Raw genomic sequence first — 20,696 nt, forward strand, 5'->3', positions numbered from 1 at the left:
TATGTATGGTCACCACTCACCTGGCCCCCTGAGTCAGCAAAGGCTCAGGGGGCCAGGGCTGACAACCACTCCCCCCTGGCGGATGATCCCGCCCTCGACCGGAACCGCAATATGCTATAGTAAAAACAGCCAGCAAAAGAAAAGAAAGGAGGGCAAGCCCAAACGGTCCCAGCTCGCCCCACCACCAGAGACAACAGCGAGGGCCGGGGCCAGTCTCGCCATGTCCGATCAAGCCTATCGCCATCCCGTCAAAGCCATCGTCATCTTCGACGGCAGTTGCGACTTCTGCACCGCCACCGCCGAACTCCTGCGCCGCCTGGACCGGGGCCGGAGAGTGACCTGTCTTCCCTTCCAGATCCCTGGCCTGCCCGAGCGCTACGGACTCAGCGTCAGAGCCTGCGAAGAGAGCGTCTGGACCATTCTCCCGGACGGACGGCGCTACCGCGGTGCCCAGGCCCTTGCCTGTACCCTGGACCTGCTGATCGGCTTCCCCCTCTGGCAGCGCCTCTACCGCCTGCCCGGCCTGGGGCCGCTCACTGAGCACCTCTACCGTTGGGTGGCCGCCCACCGCCAGTATCTGCCGGGCATCAGACCCTTCTGCCAGCGCCCCGGCGCCCCCTGCGGTGCCAGCCACCCTGAGCCGCCGCAGCGCTAAGCCAGGCCCGCCCTGTCTGTCGTCCCACCGTCCCAGCCACCGGCCAGAATCTTCAGGACTCCTCCGGCTCCGCCGGCAGGGTACCGCTGCGCAGCGCCTGGCGCACCTCTTCCACCTCACGCTCGTCGTGAAGATAGCGCTCGCTATAGGAGCGCTGCCAGATGCGCAACGGCGGCGTTGGACCAGGCGCGCGCACCTGCTCCAGATGAGCCAGCCAGGCCACCGCCACCAGTGACTTAAAGGACTCCACCACCCGCCCCAGCGTCATCGTCCGATTGGTATTGCCCTCAAAGGAAAGAATAAACCGCACCTGCTGCGGCCCGATCACAAACGTATCCAGCGCCAGCCCAGGGAAAGGGCGAGGCAGAGCCTGCCAGGTCTCCTCTAGAATCCGGCGCAGTGCCGGGTCCTCAAAGCTCGGCGCATACGGCTCCGCCTGCAACGTCACCAGGTAGGTCCCCGTCCAGCCATAGTTATGCGTCGGCAAGCGCAGCGGGCGCCCCACGAGGCTTTTCTCATAACGGGGAGTCGAAGGAATTGCTGTCTTCTTCATCTGCATACGCCACACACCTCTTTCCACTTGACCTCCACAATCACTGAAGCCAATTACCACATTCCCATACAAAACGAGAATATTTCACAAAAGAGAGAAGGAACTAATTCATACGGCAGCTCATTTACAGGATAGCACAGCTGCACACGCGCGGCAAGCCTCGACCATCAGCGGCAGCCAATCTGCCTACGGCTGGGAAAGGGGACGCTGCACACAGAAAGGACGACGGGGAGCCAAGCGCAGCAGGCGCTCGCGCGTCACCTCGATCGCCAGCGGGCTGCCATCGCAGGCGATCCAGCGCCGGCCCAGACGCTCGGCCACCGCCGGCGTCACACCGCTCCCACAGAAGCAGTCGAGCACCAGATCATTCTCCTCACTGGAAGCCAGCAGAATACGCTCCAGCAGCGCCGCTGGCTTCTGGGTCGCATAGCCGTTGCGCTCGGGATCACGCTGATGCAGATGGCTGATATCGCACCAGACATCAGCGGGCGTCATCGGCTCATCCTCGTAGTAGCGATAGAGACGGCCCCCCGCGCGGATCGTCCAGCAGACCCGCCCATCGGCTTCCACCTGGCGCCGCATATGATTGCGCCGCTCCCGCCCACGCAGTGGACCAATGCGCTCCCCATGAAAACAATACTGGCGCGAGCGGGTATAGAGGAGCAGCGTATCGTGCTTGCGCGCAAAGCCGCGGGAACGTCGCGGACGCCCGCCGGAATGATAATGCCAGATAATCTCGTTCTGGAAACCGCCACCCGCCGGCGCCGCCTCCCGAAACACCTCATCCAGCAGCAGGCGAGCGAAGTGGACGGCACGCCAGTCCAGATGGACGTAGAGGCTCCCACGAGGGGCCAACAGACGATAGAGCAGCAAAAACGTCTCATAGAGCCACTGCAGGTATCCATCGAGATTGCCCTGCCAGCGATCGTGATAGGCGAGACCGCGGCCACTACGATAGGTTCGCTCGCTCATAAACGGAGGATCGATATAGATCAGATCGACGGTCCCGGCAAATTCCGCCAGCAAGGCCGGCAACACCAGGCTCTTATCTCCGTGGATCAAGCGATTCTCCCAGCCTGCCGCAGCCTCGCCCTCAGCCTCACAGCCAGAGTCAGGGCCTGCCAGCGCCGGAACGCGCTCACAGATCTGCAGACGCGGTGCCGGCGGCAGCCCCGCCGCGTAGGGATTGTGCTTCTGCTGCCAGATCAGCTCTGCCACCACTGCTGAACTGATTCCTCCCTCCGGGGAAGTCTCCTCCAGCCCCACAGCGCCAGCCGGGCAGACGTGCCAGGCCTGACCGATGGTAGCTGTGTGCCCATACCCTCCCAGTGAGCACAACCCATTACTATAGCACAGGAAAGCTCTACCGCAAGTACAGGCGTGCCCGCCAAAACGCGATGGTCACAGCACTCTCCTCCCCAGAGACCTATCTCCATATGGACATATGAGATCGGAGAAGGTACAATGAAAAAGTGTGGGAGCGTGAGGAATGGCGGAAGCCCAAGCAACGAAGCAGAAGGAGGTGAACCCCTTTCAAGCGTCACGGCTCTAAGAACGCCACATCGTATCAAGCAAAGAGTGTATCGCCATTGTGCCTGCGCCCACTGGCGGGCGGAACCCGGCGCTACTCCTGGCCGCGAGCGCCCCGAGTAGCCTGCAGTGCGCTGAGTACGCGCACTTTCACCATCACTGCAATGGAGGCAAAGCGCTCATGGAAGCAGCAGAACGTCGCATCACCGTGGCCTCACGCATCGATCGCCTGCCCCTCTCCTCGCTGCACCGCTGGCTCAGCTTCGTGCTAGGCATCGGCACCTTCTTTGACCTCTACGATATTTTTCTAGGCGGCCTGCTGGGAGCTGTGCTCACTCCCCTCTTCCACCTCTCCACCTTCGAGACCGCCCTCATCATCGGCTCCGGCTTCTTCGGCATGTTCGTTGGTGCCATCGTCCTGGGCGTCGTCTCCGACTACATCGGGCGGCGCAGCATGTACATGATTGACCTGCTGATCTACTCCCTCTTCTCGCTCATCGCCGCCTTCGCCCCAAACTTCATCTGGGTCGTCATCTTTCGCTTCCTGGCCGGCATCGGCCTGGGAGCCGAGCCACCCCTCACCGACATCTACATGGGCGAAATGATTCCGCGCCATGCCCGCGGACGCTACACCGCCTGGTGCTACACCCTGGGCTTCTTTGGCGTCCCCCTGGCCGGCTTCGTCGGGCGCTTCGTCGTCAAAGGCAGCTTCCTCGGCCTGGACGGCTGGCGCTGGCTCCTCATCGTCGGCTCGCTCGGTGCCTTGATCGTCTGGCTCCTGCGCCGCAACCTGCCCGAATCGCCGCGCTGGCACGAAATCCGTCAGGACGAAGCGGCCGCCAATGCCGCCCTCGCCAGTATGGAAGAGCAAATCATGCGCGAGCATGGTCTCAAAGAGCTACCAGAGCCGCAGCCGGTCGTCGTCGAGCCGCAGACACGGGCCACCATCGCTGAAATCTTCAGCGGCGTCTATGCCAAACGCACCATCATGCTCTGGATCTTCCAGATCCTCCAGACTGTTGGCTACTACGGCTTCGGCTCCCTGGCCCCCGTCGTCCTCACCGCCAAGGGCTTCAGCGTCGTCACCTCACTAGGCTACACAGCCCTCAGCTTCCTGGGCTATCCCCTCGGCTCCTTCATCTCCATCTTCCTCGTCGAGCGCGTCGAGCGCAAATGGCTGATCGTCGTCTCGGCCCTCCTGATTGCCCTCTTCGGCCTCAGCTTCGGCTTCGCCACCTCCGCCATCGTCCTGGTCATCTCGGGCTTCCTCCTCACCACCGTCAGTAACATCTTCTCCAACGCCTTCCACATCTACCAGGCTGAGATCTTCCCCACCCGCATGCGCGGCACCGCGGTCGGCATTGCCTACAGCCTGAGCCGCCTGGTCAGCGCCATCCTGCCCTTTGCCGCCCTGCCCGTGCTCAAATCGCTGGGGCCAGTCGCGGTCTTCGCCGGAGAGGCCGTCTTGCTCGTCCTTCTCTGCCTGGATGTCGCCCTGCTCGGCCCCCGCAGCACCGGGCGCACCCTGGAGATCATCGCTCGCTAGCCTGGCCCACCCGCCCTGCCTGCCCATCATTGGACCTTGCCACTCGGACTGGCCAGGGGCAAAATAGAAGGCTGAGGGAACGGTCATCGTACCTCCCTCCCTCAGCCTTCTCTGCTGGCCATACTCTTTTCTCTAGGAGAGGAGTGAATCCACTACCCACTATGGATCTCAGGAACCTCCCGATCTCAGCCTTCATCGCCCCCGACGGCAGCAATCGCCAGGCCGTGGCACCGCTGCTGGAGGAGGCCCTGCAGCTGGCCCTGGACTACACGAGCCACGCCAGCGACCTTCCGCCGTTGCCAGACGGGCCGCCCCCTCTGCCGGCACCCTCACTGCCGGAGCAGGGTCTGCCCGCGCCAGAGCTGCTGGTGCATCTGCGCACGCTTGTCACTGCCTCCATGCACGCAGCCCACCCCGGCTACATCGGTCACATGGATTCGCTGCCGACGACAATGTCGCTGGTGGGAGACCTGTTGAGCGCCGCACTCAATAACAATATGCTCAGCGTCGAGATGTCGCCCGCCTTCTCGCGCCTCGAATGGGCCACCCTGCGCGAACTGGCCCGGCTCTTCGGGCTGGGAGCGCGGGCCGGCGGCCTCCTGCTCAGCGGCGGCAGCCTGGCCAACCTGGAGGCCCTGGCCATTGCCCGTAACCACGTCCTCGGAGTGCGCGACGGCGCACTCACCTCGCTCGGGACCCGCCCCGTGCTCTTCGCCTCCGAGGCCGCCCATACCTCACTCCAGAAGGCCGCCATGCTCCTCGGGCTGGGCAGTCAGGCCGTCATCCCTGTGCCAATCGATGAGACCGGCCATCTCGACGTCCATCGGCTCCCCACACTGATCGAGCAGGCCCAGGCACGCGGCGAACGCCCCTTCTGCGTCGTCGCAACCGCCGGCACCACCGTGGCTGGACTGATCGACCCCCTGGCCGCCATTGCCGACGTGGCCCAGCGCTATGGCCTCTGGTTCCACGTCGACGCGGCCTACGGTGGCGCCCTCATCTTCTCCAGACAGCTGCGTCAACGGCTCGCTGGCATCGAGCAGGCCGATTCCCTGACCTTCAACCCGCAGAAATGGCTCTACGTGGCCAAAACCTGCGCCATGCTTCTATTGCGCGACAAGGAACTGTTCACGCGCGCCTTCCACATCCCGGCGCCCTACATGGGCCAGCACCCGGAGGAGGATGACCCCGATGCCCCGCCCAATCTGGGCGAGATCGGCCTGCAAGGCACACGCCACAGCGACATCCTCAAGCTCTGGCTCTCGCTCCAGCACCTGGGGCGGCGCGGCTACGCTCAGCTGGTCGAGGAAGCCTGTCGCCTGACCAACCTGGCCTACGAGCGCCTGCGCACCCTGCCTGAGCTGCGCTTCGCCCACGCTCCCGAGACCAATCTCCTCTGCTTCCGCCTCGAGCCAGCCTGGCTGCCCCCCGCAGCTCACGACGCCCTGAACGCCCGGGTGCAGGCTGCACTGCTGGAGCAGGAGCGCATCTTTCTCTCCCTGCCCCTCTACCAGGGCCAGCGCTGGCTGCGCGCCGTCCTGCTTCATCCCGCCACCAATGAGGCCCTCATCGAACGGCTACGCACAGGGCTGGAGCGCCTCATCACCCAGGAGCGCCGGCAAGCCAGACCGCAGCAGGCTCGTCAACCTGACCCCGACGCCGACCCGCATTGACGCCCTCCCACCAGGACCCGCTATACTCAAGCAAGAAAGAAAAACGCCAGAGGGGAGAAACCTCCCCACACGAAGGAGCCATCGAACATCATGACTGCCGCTACGGCTGTCAACGTTACGCACCTGCGCAAAGTCTACCGCGTCTATGAGCGCGAGGCCGGCCTGGGCGCCGCCTTACGCGCTCTCTTTCGACGCCAGATGCAGGAAATCGTTGGCGTCGACAATCTGACCTTTACCATAGAAGCGGGCGAAATCATTGGCTTCCTCGGCCCCAACGGGGCCGGCAAAACCACCACCCTCAAGATGCTGGCTGGACTCCTCTACCCCAGCGCCGGCGATGTACGCGTCCTGGGCTACGTCCCCTGGCGACGCGAGCGTGCCTTCCTGCGCCAGATCGCCCTGGTCATGGGCCAGCGCCAGCAACTCATCTGGGACATCCCCGTCATCGACTCCTTTGAGCTGAACCGGGCCATCTATCGCATTCCCCCGGCTCAGTACCGTCACATGCTGGATGAACTGGCCGATCTCCTGGACCTGGCGCCCCTACTGCACAAGCCTGTGCGCAACCTCTCCCTGGGAGAGCGCATGAAATGCGAGATCGCTGGCTCTCTGCTCCATCGCCCCCAGGTCCTCTTCCTCGACGAGCCAACCATCGGCCTGGACATCGTCATGCAGCGCCGCATTCGCGACTTTATCCGCGAATATAACCATCGCACAGGAGCGACTGTGCTGCTGACAAGTCACTATATGGCCGACGTCGAAGCCCTCTGTCGGCGCGTCATCCTCATCCACCACGGCACCATGCTCTTCGACGGCGATCTCACCCGCCTGGTCGAGCGCTTCTCACCTTACAAGACCATCATTGTGCGTCTGCAAGAGCCAGCTGACCTGCGTCCCTACGGCGAAGTCCTCAGCCAGAACGAGGATCAGGTCAGCCTGCGTGTGCCCAAAAGCGCGGTCGCCCGCATCACCGCTCGCCTGCTGACGGACCTGCCAGTCCTCGACCTGAGCGTCGAGGACCCGCCCATTGAGGCCGTTATCGAACAAATCTTTACCCAGGAGGAGGTCGTCTAAGCGCATGACTCACCTCATCGCCGTCTATCGCCAGCAGCTCAAGACGGCCATTGCCGAACAGCTCCAATACCGCGCTGCCCTTGTCATCTGGCTCATCGAGGTGGCGCTGGGACCAGCGGTCTCTATCAGCGTCTGGTCGACCGTGGCCCGCAACGAAGGCGGGGAAGTGAATGGCTACAACCCCTCTGGCTTCGCCGCCTACTTCATCGCCACCATGCTGGTGAACTACGCCACCCAGACCTGGGTCTTCTGGGAATTCAGCCGGCGTGTGCGCGAAGGTGAATTCTCGCCTTTGCTGCTGCGACCTGTCCACCCCATCCACGCCGACATTGCTCAGCACCTGGCCTACAAGATCCTCATGCTACCAGTCATCGGACTGGTCACGCTGCTCCTCTGGCTGGCCTTCCATGCTGGCTTCACTCCCAGCCCTGCCAGCCTGGCTACCTTTCTACCGGCGCTGCTCCTGGCCTTCGCCCTGCGCTTCACCCTGGAGTGGACCCTGGCCCTCCTGGCCTTCTGGCTGACTCAGGTCAACGTTATCAACCAGCTCTATGTGGTCGTCGTCCTCTTCCTCTCGGGGCAACTGCTCCCCCTATCCTTCTTGCCGGCCCCGCTGCAGGCGATCACCGCCTGGCTCCCCTTTCAATGGATGGTCGCCTTCCCGGCCCAGTTGCTCAGCACTGGTCTCAGCTCCCAGGCCGTGGTCACTGGCTTCCTCGCTCAGCTCCTCTGGCTGCTTCTCGGCCTCGGCCTGCTCAACCTCACCTGGCGACGCGGCCTCAAACGCTACACGGCAGTTGGAGGGTAAGTCTGCTATGCGTACCTATCTGCGTCTCCTGTGGACCTTCTTCCGCATCAGTATCCTGGGCGAGCTGGCCTATCGGGCCAGCTTCTGGCTGCAGATCGCCGAGTCACTGATTGACTTGGGAACGGCCCTGGCCTTCGTCAGCGTTGTCTTCTCCTCTACCCGGGCCCTCAATGGCTGGAGTGCTGACGAACTGCTCACCCTCATCGGCGTCTACTTCCTCATCGGGGGCACCATCAACATGATCATCATGCCCGGCATGAACCGCCTCATTGAGCAGGTGCGCCAGGGCACCCTCGACTACGTACTCACCAGACCCGCGGACGCCCAGCTGCTCGTCAGCATCCAGCAGATCGACGTGTGGAAGCTCCTCGACGTCGTGCTGGGGATGGCCTTGCTCGTAGGGGCCATGCTCTGGCACGGCGGCCTGCCCGGACCCTTCCAGCTGCTGGCCTTCGCTCTGACCTTGCTGGCTGGCGCTGTCATCATCTATAGCTTTGTGCTCTTCCTGGCCACCCTCTCCTTCTGGTATGTGCGCATGGAGAATATCCTGGTCATCTTCGAGAGCATGTACGAGGCCGGGCGCTGGCCGGTCGACATCTATCCCGGCTGGCTACGCGCCATCCTGACCTTCGTTGTCCCGGTCGCCTTCGCTGTGACCGTACCCGCCGAAGCCCTGACCGCCCGCCTGACCTGGCTGGTCCTGGCGGGCACCCTGCTACTGGCTGCCCTGGCGCTGCTGGCCTCGCGCCTCTTCTGGCGCTTTGCCATTCGCTATTACAGCGGCGCCTCGGCCTGAGTCCCAAAAACAGGAAAGAAGTACCAGGGGAGAGCCAGTCTCTCCTCCTTGACTTCCACTACAACATATGGTATCTTACCGCCCGTACCTGCCTATATCTTGTGCTCATTGGCAACCGAAGAGAGAAAGACACCCACAGGGCGATGCTGTCGTGGCATCGCTGAAACATGGGGGAAGTCCGGTGAGAATCCGGCGCTGTCGCGCAGCGGTAAGCTGCCCCGTCCCGATCGATCCCCGCCGCCGACAAAGATCCGAAGTGCGGAGGAGAGATCACCAGTACTCGCTGGCATGAGAAAGCCAGCCAGCGGACGGAGGCGCTAAGCCCGAATGCCCACCTGTGGGATCTGGCTCGATCCCTTCGCGTGAAAGGGTAGACCAGCCGACAGCTCATTCACGAGGCTGTCTGTGCGTGTCAGCCTGTTTCCGTCGAGGGAACAGGCTTTTTTCATCTCAAGGAGGGAAAACGGCATGTCATTCCCAGCGAACCAGACGCGCCCGGCCACCCCTGCGGCCATCGACCCCGAGCAGGTCCTTGCCGAGGTCTGCCACGGCTTTGAGGATCGTGTCGACCGCGCCCAGCTCCTGGAGGAGGTCCAGGCCACCCTCAGTGCTGGCCTCTCCGAAGCAGAGCTGTGGCAAGCCCTGCTGCTGGTAGCGCGTGCCCATATCGAGCAAGAACCGGCCTTCAGCTCCATCACTGCTCGCATCCTGCTCCTGTCGCTCTATCGAGAGGCGCTCAGCCCAGACGAGCACCTCCCCTGCAGCTTCGCCGAAATGGAAAACGCCTATCGGCGCTATCTGCTGCGCTACATCCAGCGTGGCATCGACACCGGGCTGCTTGATCCCCGCCTGGCCACCTTCGACCTGGAACGCATCGCGGCCCTGATTCATCCCGAGCGCGACCTGCTCTTTACCTATCCCGGTCTGCAGACGCTCTACGATCGCTATCTGCTCCAGTACGAGGGGCAGCGCTTCGAATTGCCGCAGCTGCTCTGGCTACGCGTGGCTATGGGCCTGGCTCTCAACGAAGTACACAAGGAGGAGCGCGTCGCCGAATTCTACGCAGTGCTCTCGCAGTTCTATTTCACCCCGGCCACACCCACGCTCTTCAATGCTGGCACCTCCCACCCGCAACTCTCGTCGTGCTACCTGACCACTGTCAAAGACGACCTCTGGCACATCTTCAAGTCCATTCAGGACAATGCCCTGCTCTCCAAGTGGGCCGGCGGCCTGGGCAACGACTGGACCCGTGTCCGGGCCCTGGGCGCGCACATTCGGGGCACCAATGGCCGTAGCCAGGGGGTCATTCCCTTCCTTAAGGTCGTCAACGATACCGCTGTGGCCGTCAACCAGGGCGGCAAGCGCAAGGGCGCCGTCTGCGCCTATCTGGAAAACTGGCATCTGGACATCGAGGACTTTCTGGACCTGCGGCGCAACACCGGCGATGAACGCCGCCGTACTCACGATCTGCATACGGCCTGCTGGATCTCCGACGAGTTTATGCGCCGCGTCGAGCGCGGAGAGCAGTGGACCCTCTTCAGCCCGGATGAGGTACCCGACCTGCATGAACTCTACGGCCACGCCTTCGCCGAGCGCTACCGCGAGTACGAGCGCCTGGCCGATGAGGGCAAGATCCGCCTCTTCAAGCGCCTGCCAGCGGTCGAACTCTGGCGCAAGATGCTCACCCGCCTCTTCGAGACCGGCCACCCCTGGCTGACCTGGAAAGATCCAGCCAATGTGCGTTCGCCCCAGGACCACGCCGGCGTCATCCACAGCAGCAATCTCTGCACGGAGATCTTGCTCAATACCTCTGAAGAGGAGACGGCGGTCTGTAACCTCGGCTCGCTCAACCTGGTGGCCCACATTGTCAATGGTCAGCTCGACCACAAAAAGTTACGGTCAACCATTCAAACGGCCATGCGTATGCTCGACAACGTCATCGACATCAACTACTATCCCACCCCGGAGGCGCGCACGGCCAACCTGCGCCATCGCCCTGTCGGGCTTGGCGTCATGGGCTTCCAGGACGCCCTCTTCCTGCTCGGCCTCAGCTACGCCTCCCAGGAAGCGGTCGAGTTCGCCGATCGCAGCATGGAGGCGATCTCCTACTATGCCATTCTGGCCTCCAGTGAGCTGGCTGCCGAACGCGGCCCCTATCCCAGCTACCGCGGCTCCAAGTGGGACCGTGGCCTGCTGCCTATCGATACCATCGCCTTACTGGAGCAGGAGCGCGGCGAACCCCTGGAGATGGACCGCCGCACCACCCTCGACTGGGAAGCAGTGCGTACTCACATCCGCCAGCATGGCATGCGTAATAGCAATGTCCTGGCCATTGCTCCCACGGCCACCATCTCGCTGATCATCGGCGTCAGCCCATCGATCGAGCCAATCTACAAGAACCTCTATGTCAAGAGCACCCTGTCGGGCGAGTTCACCACGGTCAACACCTTCCTGGTCAACGACCTGAAGGCTGCCGGTCTCTGGAATGCCGACATGTTGGAGGCCCTCAAGTACTACGATGGCTCCTTGCAAGAGCTACCGATGGTGCCTGAGGAGCTGAAGCAGCGCTACCTGACGGCCTTCGAGATCGACCCTCGCTGGCTGATCGAGTGTGCCAGCCGGCGTCAGAAGTGGATCGACATGGGGCAGTCGCTCAACCTCTACCTGGCCTCACCCAGCGGCAAGCAACTGCACGAGATCTATATGCGCGCCTGGAAAAAGGGACTCAAAACGACTTACTACCTGCGCACGCTGGCCGCAACCCAGGTTGAGAAGTCGACGGTCGACATCAACCGTTGGGGAATCCAGCCACGCTGGATGAAGAATGTCAGCCCTTCCAGTGCTGTCCAGATCAGGCGCGGAGCCTTCAAAGAGGCCAGCCGGGCCCCGCTCGCTGGCAGCCACGAGAGCCAAACGGAGCCGGCTCCGCTGACCCTGCCGTCCCCTGCCAGTCCCGCTGCAGTTTGCTCGCTCGACGACGACTGCGAAGCTTGCCAGTAATGGGACTGCCTGCACTGCAGCCGCAGGAGACGAGTCACCCGGCAGACAGAGCAGATGAGGGATGAGGAAGGCCGGCCCGTCCCCCCCGCGGCTGCCGAGAAGGCGGTGGGCGCAGATGCCGAACTGACTCACCTGCTGATCCTTTGCTGATCCTTCGCCCCACCGTCGGGCCGCTCTGGGGGAGGGTGAACCAATCGCTCCCTGTTGGCCCTGGTGCCAGGCCACACCGCGCAACACACGGGCACCCTAGAAGGAGAACCAAGACTCATGGCGACAAACGCCTTCAGTCAGAAGGACATTCTTGAAGAGAAACGCCTCATCAATGGGCCAGCTGTCAGCGTTAACCAGCTCATGCCGCTCAAATATCGCTGGGCCTGGGAGCACTATCTCAACGGCTGTGCCAACCACTGGATGCCCAATGAGGTCCCGATGGCCGGCGACATCGAACTCTGGCGGAGCAATCGCCTCTCCGAGGCCGAGCGCCTGGTCATCATGCGCAACCTGGGCTTCTTTGCCACCGCTGAGAGCCTGGTTGGCAACAACCTGGTCCTGGCCATCTTCAAGCACATCACCAACGCCGAATGTCGCCAGTACCTGCTCCGGCAAGCCTTTGAGGAAGCGGTCCATACCCACGCCTTCCTCTATATCGTCGAGAGCCTGGGCCTGGACGAGCGCGAGGTCTTCACCATGTACCACCGCATCCCCGCCATCCAGCGCAAGGATGCCTTTGAGATGAAGCTGACCTATGCGCTCCTCGATCCCGCTTTCTCGACTGCCGAGCCAGAACAGGCCCAGCAGTTCCTGGACAACCTCATTGGCTACTACGTGATCATGGAGGGCATCTTCTTCTACAGCGGCTTCGCCATGATCCTCTCCTTCCACCGCCGTAATCTCATGACGGGCATTGGCCAGCAGTTCCAGTATATTCTGCGCGACGAGACCATCCATCTGAACTTTGGCATTGACCTGATCAACGGGATCAAAGTTGAGAACCCTGGCCTCTGGACACCCGAGTTTGAGCGGCATATTATGGAATTGATTGAGGAGGCGGTGGAGCTAGAGATCGCCTACGCTTACGACTGCCTGCCTGAGGGGATCGCGGGCCTGCACGCCCCGGCCTTTGCGCGCTATGTACGTCATATCGCCGATCGACGCCTGGAGCGCATCGGCCTGCCGGCGGTCTATCACGAGCCGCATCCCTTCCCCTGGCTGAGCGAGACCATTGACCTGAGCAAGGAGAAGAATTTCTTTGAGACGCGGGTCACGGAGTATCGGTCGGCGGCGACGCTCGAATGGGATTAGTGGCGACGAGCGTGCTCTGCTGATCGCTGCTGAGTCGGACCGGACCAGACGCGAGGAAAGGAAGAGGGAGGATTATGGTGCAGGCTACCAATCTCGGCTACCCGCGTATTGGCGCGAAGCGCGAGCTAAAGCGGGCGCTTGAGCAGTTCTGGGCAGGGAAGCTGGACGAGCAAGGACTGCGCGAGCAGGCCGCTGCACTGCGTCGGGAACACTGGCAGCTCCAGCAGCGCCTGGGGCTGAACCAGATCCCGGCCAACGACTTTTCACTCTACGACCACGTGCTGGATATGGCGCTGGTAGTGGGGGCGGTTCCGCGGCGCTATCGCCGCGCCGGCGACAATGGGGCGCTGGAGCTGGACCTGTCAACCTATTTCGCAATGGCCCGCGGCGTTGAAGCCGGCCCTGCGGGTGAGGCAGTGCCGCCGATGGAGATGACCAAATGGTTCGACACGAATTATCATTATATCGTGCCCGAGTTTGAGGAAGATCTCTCTTTTCACCTCACCTCAACGAAACCACTGGATGAGTTCAACGAAGCCAGGAGCCTGGGTATCCACACCCGCCCGGTCCTGCTGGGGCCGGTCTCGTTTCTGCTCCTCGGCAAGGCGCACCGAGAGGGCCTCTCGCCGCTGGGGCTGCTAGAGCAGTTGCTGCCAGTCTACGAGGAGCTGCTCCAGCGCCTGGCCGCGGCGGGCGCCGACTGGGTGCAGCTCGATGAGCCATGCCTGGTGCTGGACCTTGAGCCTGCTGCTCTGCGGGCTATCGAGCAGAGCTACATCCGGCTCAGCCAGGCTGCGCCCTCGCTGCGCCTGTTGCTGGCGACCTACTTTGGCGACCTGGGCCCAGCCCTCTCAACGGTCTTGCACCTCCCGGTTGCCGCCGTGCATCTCGACCTGGTGCGAGCCCCCCAGCAGCTGGAGCGCGCGCTGGCCGCAGCTCCCTCTTCTCTGCTGCTCTCTTTGGGGATTGTCGACGGGCGCAATGTCTGGCGCACCGATTTCGAGCAGGCCCTTGCCCTCGTCGAACGAGCTGTTGAACGCCTCGGCTCCGAGCGCATTCTCCTGGCTCCCTCTTGCTCGCTCTTGCACGTGCCCGTCGATCTGGAGCTGGAAAGCGAGCTGGATGCCGAACTGAAGCAATGGCTGGCCTTCGCCAACCAGAAACTGCAGGAAATCGTCCTCTTGACACGGGCGGCCAACGAGGGACGGCAGGCGATTGCCGATGAGCTGGAGCGCAATCGGCAGGCCGTCGAGCGCCGCCGCACCTCGCCGCGCATCCACAACGAGGAGATCGATCAGCGCGTGCGCCAGGTGCGGGCCCAACATGCACGTCGACAGAGTCCTTACGCTGTGCGCCGCCAGCGACAGCGTGCCCAGCTGCAACTCCCGCTCTTGCCAACCACGACCATTGGCTCCTTCCCACAGACCGCGGAGGTGCGCGCCGCGCGGGCCGCTTTCAAGAATGGGCGCCTGGACGCCGCCGGGTACGAGGCCTTTATCCGGGGCGAGATCGAGCGCACTATTCGTTTCCAGGAGGAGATCGGCCTCGACGTGCTGGTGCATGGCGAATTCGAGCGCAGCGACATGGTCGAGTACTTCGCTGAGCAGCTTGATGGCTTCCTCTTCACGCGCAATGGCTGGGTCCAGAGCTATGGCTCGCGCTGCGTGCGCCCGCCGGTCATCTATGGCGATGTTCAGCGCCGCGGCCCCATGACCGTGCGCTGGTCAGCCTTCGCCCAGTCGCTGACCGCCCGCCCTGTCAAGGGGATGCTCACCGGCCCGGTGACCATGATGCAATGGTCCTTTGTGCGCGACGATCAGCCGCGGGCCGAGACCTGCTATCAGTTGGCGCTGGCCCTGCACGATGAGGTCCAGGATCTGGAGGCGGCGGGGATTCGCGTTATCCAGATCGATGAGCCGGCACTGCGCGAGGGCCTGCCACTGCGCCGCTCGGAGTGGGCCAGCTACCTCGACTGGGCCGTCGATTGCTTCCGCCTGGTCTCGGCCTCGGTGCGCGACGAGACGCAAATCCATACGCATATGTGCTATGCCGAGTTCGGCGATATCATCGAGGCCATTGCCGCGATGGATGCCGATGTACTCTCGATCGAGGCCTCGCGCTCCCGTCTGGAGCTGCTCAACGCCTTTGTCCGCTATCGCTACCCGAATGAAATTGGCCCGGGCGTCTACGATGTCCATTCGCCGCATGTCCCTTCGGTCAGTGAGTACGAGCAGCGCCTGCTGCGCATTCTGGAGGTGTTGCCTGCAGAACAGGTATGGGTTAATCCCGATTGCGGTCTCAAAACCCGTCGCTGGGAGGAGGTCAGGCCAGCCCTGACCAATCTGCTACAGGCAGTGCGTGCTGTACGCACACGTCTGGCTAGTGGACAGGCTGAGGTACAATCAGGCCCTGCCCGCTAACCAGCGCTCGCTCCGGACCCTGAACACAGACCAACTCACGACGGCGCTGGCCGGGAAGAAACAGCCCGCTCTTGTAGAATCACTGGCTGCCTGACCTCGCCGGCGCCGTCTGGCTTCTGCTCTCAGCCTCTTCCTTTCCTTACTGTTGTCTGTGTGCTCTGCCCATCTAGCTCGGCGTGGGTCCTTTCCTTCTTCGCCCGCTCTGTGAAGGAGGTCACACTCCTCCTGTGAGCTGCCTCCTAGCGACGATTGCCCTTGACAGCTATCTTGCCTTGCAGATGAGACGGCAGACCAGGCACTGTCAGAACATCGATATTGCTTGTCCTCCTGCCCCTCACTAGCGCACTCTTTGGCTCGTTTCAGCTTGAGAGCTGTCGTCTCCCTGTCCTTTTCCGATAGAAGCACGATTGATCCGCTGGTCTGCGTTGGATGTGTCTTTCTTTTCTCTCTTCTGGGTTCATGCCCTCGATGAGGTGGACTCATGAGTATAGCGGGCGATGCAGGAGGGCCAGGCGCCTACAGCCTGAGCCATCTCCTGGGGAGAAACAGCCTCGCCGAAACCTATGTCGGCGAGGAGCGTACTAGCGGGAGACCTGTCGTTTTCAAGTTGTTCCCTACAGTGCGCCTTGAGAAAGAACGCCGGCACGTCGTGGAGACGCTGCGGGCCTATGCCCAGGTTCTTCATCCCGGTCTGGTGCGCGTGTTGGAGGTTGGCCTGCGTGAGAACTCGCCATTCGTGGTCACTGAGTATGCCCAGTCCGGCTCGCTGCGTCAGCGCTATCCGCAAGGGACGCGCCTGCGTCCTGAGATGGTGCTCCCAGCGGTGCTACAGATCGGGACGGCGCTCCAGCACCTGCATCGGCAGGGCCTTTTTCATCTAGACCTCAAGCCGGAGAATATCCTGCTCAAAGATGATGGGAGCCTGATGCTGAGCGATGCCGGACTACTGAGCCTGCCAGCCCTTTGGCAGGACCGCCTGGCTGCTGAGCGCGACAACGCAGCTTACCTGGCTCCTGAGCAGATTATGGGCTTGCCGGTGGCGGCCAGTGATCAGTATGCGCTGGCCTGTCTGATCTACGAATGGCTGAGTGGGCACCCGCCGTTTATCGGCTCCTTCCGGGAGATCTGTGCGCAACACCTGCATGCTCCTCCCCCACCGTTGATGGGACCTGCGTCAGAGGAGCTAAAGGCCGTGCTCCGGCACGCTCTGGAGAAAGACCCCGGCAAGCGTTTCCCTACGCTGCAGGCGTTTATTGAGGCCTGTGCCTTGGCTATGCGTGGAACGGCCAGCCAACCAGTCGCTGCCTCTGCCTCCTCTGGCAGCTCTTCCCCTGTGCCCAGGTCGTCAGTGCTGGCACCTGCCCCCTCAGAGCAGGTGCTCCATCAGCAGGAGGGTAAGATGGCAGCGGAGGAGCAGGTCAGCCAGAGGCGCCTCTGTCGCCTCTGTCGCCAGCCCTTGCCCTCGACCAGACTGGCCTTGGCCTGTCCCTCCTGTGGATACCCATCCGATCTTCAGGAGGAGCAGCGCTTTCTGGAGCAACTGCTCGCAGAGTTAAGCCGCCTGGCACAGGCCGGAGCTGCCCCCATGCACCTGGGGGCGCTGGCGTCGCTCTCCGTTCCCTCGCTGCTGGCCCTCAGACGCGAGGTGCGCTACGGCGCTGCCTCCATACCGCTGGGGCTGGCCATTGACCGCTATTGGCGTCGTCTCCTGGAGGTGCGGCAACTGATCGCGCGTGAGCAGTTGCACGGGACGAGCCTCGCATCGTCTAAGGCCCAGACGCCGCAACGAACGGCTGCCCCCCCAGCGGTCTCGGGTGCAGCGGCAGCAGCACCAGGTCAACCGGCGTCCCAATACGGACCGGAGCCTGCCCAGCTTGACGATACGCTGGTCAGGAAGGCACTGCAGGCGCAACAGCTGCAGGAGCCTCAACATGCGGCGGCCCAGGCGCCAGCAGCCTCTCAGCAGCCAGCACTGCCCCCTGTGCTGCACTCGGCACAGCCTGTAGGTGAACGTGCGCCAGCCAGCACCTCTCAGTCACCGCGCCAGGCTTCTGGGCCGGGCTTCCAGGCGCCGGCGGCGAGTGTCGGCAGGCCGCAGATCGCTATGCGGCAGCCTTCGGCAGCGGCGATCTCCAGGGCAGTGTCAGAGCCGGCCTCCCTGGGGCGCCCGCCGCTGCCACCACGCCCGCCACGTCCGCCGCGCCCCAGTCCAATCACGACGCTGCGACCGCTGGTCGAGTCGCCGGCAGCCCTGATGGTGGCCTTGGGCACCTTCCTGCTGCTGGCCGCGCTCCTGGTCTTCCACATCGCCGCGTCGAAATACGCGCTGCCGGTGACCATCTGCGCGCAGGGCTTTTTCGCGCTGATGGTCGTAATCACCGGACGCTCTCGCCATTTCCGCGAGTTCAGAGGGATCTATGCCCTCTTCTTCGCTCTCACCGTGCCCTTGCTCTTCCCTGACTTGACGAGCATCGTTCCCAATGGGACGCCGTGGCTGCTGGCGCTGACAGCACTCTACGGCGCCGTGACCTACGGCGTGCTGGCCGTCTCCCAGCGCTTCAGTCCCTTTGCTATTCTCTGCGCCGTGGCCCTGGCGGTCGCTGATGTTTCCCTGGTCTGGGCCATCTCGCCTTCCTCTTGGGGCTGGTGGACGGCAAGCGGGTTACTGGTACTGGCCTTAATCGAGACGGAGGCTTTGGGTGACCCTCAGCTCGCGCCAGGGGGATCTCCGCTAGCCCGGCTCTTGCAAACCTCCTGGGATGTGCTCCGGGCTCCTCTGGCCTTCTCTGCGCAGTTCCTGGCTTATGGACTCAGTTGCCTTGCCGGTCTCTTGAGTTTATTGCTACTTCTGCTCTTATTGATCTTACAGCCAACAATAGGCTATTCATCCACCATACCGCTCTCTGCTTTCCCGATCACCTTGCTCCTGGCCCTGGCCTGGTTCATGCGAGCCGATGCACGCCTGCGCAGATCCTCCCAGTACCCGCTGCTAGCCCTGATCACCTTGATCGTGCCACTGACCTGCAGCCTGATTGTCCCACAACACGCACGGCTCATGAGCAGCCTGGACCTGCTCTTGCTGAGCGCCGCCTTTGAAGGCTACGCGCGGCTGGCACCGCCTTCGCTCTGGCTCTACCTGCGCCCCGGACGCAAGCTGACGACGCTGCGCTTTCTTCTGCTGCTGCTGGTCCCCTTCCTGGCAATTTTGCCCTCGCAAGCTGCTCTCCAACAGAAGGACCTCCTGGCCGGCTCCTTGATGGTCTGGGCCAGCGCCGCTCTGCTGCTGCTGATGATCCTCTTCCCTGCGCCGGAGGCCGCGGCACAGGAAGTGCAGCGCCTTCGCCCGAAGCGCTCGCCCTGGCTACAGGTGCTGTCTGGAGGCCTCTTTGTCTGGGGCTACGCAGCTCTGGGGCAGGGAATCAATTGGGCCTCGCTTGGACCCTTGTGGTGGTTGGGCCTGCTCTGCGGCGGCCTGCTGGTACTCTCCGCCTTGCTCCGCCTCCTGGCCGGGCGCGTGTATGCCGCCCCCTGGGAGGTGGTAACGCTCACCGCTGCGATCCTGATCCTGGCCCTCCTTCCACTGCAGCAGGACCTCCAGGCCATGAGCCTGGTGCCGCTGCTGCTTGGCACTTTGGGATATGCTCTGCTGGTGTCCCAGCGCCGTTCTCTCTGGCTTTTCTTGCCCGGCCTGTTCCTGGCCGTCGGGCTGTCGCTGCTCGGGCTGTGGATCGCCGAGAACCGTGGGGAGATGGATGCCTGGGCCATCGTCTTGTTGGCAAGCTCCGTTCTGCTGCCGCCTCTGGCGGCAACGTTGCGCCGCTTCCTGCCGGCAGGACCGGCTGCGCTTCCACGCAGGATCCCTCAGGACTGGCAGGCTGAGCGCCTGTTGACCTTCTGGGAATGGGATTGGCCGCTGACGACCGTGGCCCTGGGAACCAGCCTGTGGCTGGCGGTGCTGCTGCTGGTGGATTGGACCCATTCCTTCGATCACTCGCTGCCCCAGTGGTATTGGAGCAGCATGGCGCTGGCCTCGCTTTCCCCTGGTTCTGAATGGCTGGCGGTAGGCGAGGCGCTAGTCATGGCGCTGACCTCCTATCTGGCCGGCCTCTGGGCCAGAACCCGCCTCTGGCTCGTTCCCGCCGCTCTCCTGGCTCTGGTGGCCCTCTGGCTGGCTCAAAACGAATTCGTGGCTTTGACCGCTGTGGCCGTCGGCACCGCTGTGGTGGGTATGCTGGTCAGCCGCCTCAGAGGCCAGCGCTGGGCTCTCCCCTGGTACGTGGCTGGACTGTTCAGCCTGCTGCTGGTCATGGGACATGCGCTACCACCTCGAGAGGATACACCTCAAGCCTATAGCGCTTTTGTCTTGCTTGGATTGGCAGGCGTGGTGACGGCGGTGGGCCTGGCCGAAAAGCTGCCCGAGCCACTCTGGCTGGCACCCCTGTTGCTGCTGGAAGGCAGCATTGCCGCCCTGCTGTCACCGCAAAGTCTGTCAAATGCGCTGCTGCTCCTGGGACAGGTGCCGCTCTCGGCCTTGGCGGGCCTGGGGCTGCGTGCCCGGCAGCGCCGCCGCCCCCAGGTCGCAGGGGGGCGCTGGCGCTGGACGCTGCCCTGGTACACGGCGGGCCTGGTCAGTATCGGCGCCATCAGCTTCGCCCTCCTCGACCCGCAGTTATGGGCCACCAGTCTGCCTGCCCTTGCCCAGCTGGGACCGTACGTCCTCCTGGCCTGCGCTGGCCTGGCCACTGCCGAGGCCCTGCTGGAGCAGACACCTGCCCTGCTCTGGCTGGCTCCCATACTGGTACTGGAGGTCTGCTCCTTGATCCTGCCAGATCTCCTCTCGGCACAGCTGCGCTTCGTTGGGGAGAGCGTGTTACCGCTCCTCCTGGTCCCCAGCTGTGCCCTGGTGGCTCTGACCCTTAGCCGCCTGGGCGACCAGAGCCGCGGGCAGCGGCTGCTGCGTGCCGGCCCGTGGTATACGGCGGCCTTGCTGGCCCTGGGCACGGTGACCATCGCTCTCTTCTGGGGGGCCGGGGTGCCCTGGCAGCAGAATCCCTACGTGCCCTTGGGCTACGCCGGCCTGGCGACGGCCATCGGCGTGCTAGAGGGCTTTCCGGAAATTCTTTGGCTGGTGCCCCCGCTGCTGCTGGCGGGCAGCATCGCCACTCTGCTGTCACCGCAAAGTCTGTCGAATGCACTGCTGCTCCTGGGACAGGTGCCGCTCTCGGCCTTGGCGGGCCTGGGGCTGCGTGCCCGGCAGCGCCGCCGCCCCCAGGTCGCAGGGGGGCGCTGGCGCTGGACGCTGCCCTGGTACACGGCGGGCCTGGTCAGTATCGGCGCCA

At 63.4% G+C, this 20,696-nt stretch carries 12 protein-coding genes and 1 riboswitch; of the genes, 10 read left to right on the plus strand and 2 right to left on the minus strand.

The features are described 5' to 3' along the window. Positions 1 to 220: 220 nt before the first annotated feature. A complete protein-coding gene (locus tag KTAU_RS21725) occupies positions 221 to 655 on the plus strand; it encodes a thiol-disulfide oxidoreductase DCC family protein (protein WP_170293453.1) in 435 nt (144 codons plus the stop codon). A 52-nt stretch (positions 656 to 707) separates the two neighbouring features. Here the strand turns inward: KTAU_RS21725 and KTAU_RS19820 are convergent, their stop codons facing one another. Next, positions 708 to 1,214, minus strand: a complete 507-nt coding sequence (locus tag KTAU_RS19820) for a hypothetical protein (protein ID WP_151729995.1) — start codon at positions 1,212 to 1,214, stop codon at positions 708 to 710. A gap of 180 nt (positions 1,215 to 1,394) precedes the next feature. Next, positions 1,395 to 2,426 (minus strand): DNA methyltransferase, encoded by a 1,032-nt coding sequence (locus KTAU_RS19825; protein WP_151729996.1) that lies wholly within the window; start codon positions 2,424 to 2,426, stop codon positions 1,395 to 1,397. A 493-nt stretch (positions 2,427 to 2,919) separates the two neighbouring features. Here KTAU_RS19825 and KTAU_RS19830 point away from each other — a divergent pair, with 493 nt between their 5' ends. The 9 genes from KTAU_RS19830 to KTAU_RS19870 form a co-directional block, all read left to right on the plus strand. After that, the gene (locus KTAU_RS19830; RefSeq protein WP_151729997.1) at positions 2,920 to 4,284 is read left to right on the plus strand and encodes an MFS transporter; all 1,365 of its coding nucleotides are present in this window, start codon (positions 2,920 to 2,922) and stop codon (positions 4,282 to 4,284) included. A 161-nt stretch (positions 4,285 to 4,445) separates the two neighbouring features. Continuing rightward, positions 4,446 to 5,957 (plus strand): pyridoxal phosphate-dependent decarboxylase family protein, encoded by a 1,512-nt coding sequence (locus KTAU_RS19835; RefSeq protein WP_151729998.1) that lies wholly within the window; start codon positions 4,446 to 4,448, stop codon positions 5,955 to 5,957. Between the two features lie 90 nt (positions 5,958 to 6,047). Then, positions 6,048 to 7,031: an ABC transporter ATP-binding protein gene (locus KTAU_RS19840; protein ID WP_151729999.1), complete on the plus strand. Its 984-nt coding sequence runs from the start codon at positions 6,048 to 6,050 to the stop codon at positions 7,029 to 7,031. A gap of 4 nt (positions 7,032 to 7,035) precedes the next feature. Next, the gene (locus KTAU_RS19845) at positions 7,036 to 7,839 is read left to right on the plus strand and encodes an ABC transporter permease (protein WP_151730000.1); all 804 of its coding nucleotides are present in this window, start codon (positions 7,036 to 7,038) and stop codon (positions 7,837 to 7,839) included. A gap of 7 nt (positions 7,840 to 7,846) precedes the next feature. Further along, positions 7,847 to 8,635, plus strand: coding sequence for an ABC transporter permease (locus KTAU_RS19850; RefSeq protein ID WP_151730001.1), 789 nt, complete (start codon positions 7,847 to 7,849; stop codon positions 8,633 to 8,635). A gap of 120 nt (positions 8,636 to 8,755) precedes the next feature. After that, positions 8,756 to 8,988: riboswitch (cobalamin riboswitch) on the plus strand. A 115-nt stretch (positions 8,989 to 9,103) separates the two neighbouring features. After that, positions 9,104 to 11,635 (plus strand): ribonucleoside-diphosphate reductase subunit alpha, encoded by a 2,532-nt coding sequence (locus tag KTAU_RS19855; RefSeq protein ID WP_151730002.1) that lies wholly within the window; start codon positions 9,104 to 9,106, stop codon positions 11,633 to 11,635. A gap of 267 nt (positions 11,636 to 11,902) precedes the next feature. Then, entirely contained in the window at positions 11,903 to 12,937 is a 1,035-nt protein-coding gene (locus tag KTAU_RS19860) for a ribonucleotide-diphosphate reductase subunit beta (protein WP_151730003.1), read from the plus strand. Positions 12,938 to 13,008: 71 nt separating this feature from the next. Beyond that, positions 13,009 to 15,357, plus strand: a complete 2,349-nt coding sequence (gene metE, locus KTAU_RS19865) for a 5-methyltetrahydropteroyltriglutamate--homocysteine S-methyltransferase (protein WP_371875124.1) — start codon at positions 13,009 to 13,011, stop codon at positions 15,355 to 15,357. Positions 15,358 to 15,838: 481 nt separating this feature from the next. Then, the coding region (locus tag KTAU_RS19870) for a serine/threonine-protein kinase (RefSeq protein WP_151730005.1) at positions 15,839 to 20,696 on the plus strand (4,858 nt) is incomplete at its 3' end.

Source organism: Thermogemmatispora aurantia (assembly GCF_008974285.1).
Taxonomy (GTDB): domain Bacteria; phylum Chloroflexota; class Ktedonobacteria; order Ktedonobacterales; family Ktedonobacteraceae; genus Thermogemmatispora; species Thermogemmatispora aurantia.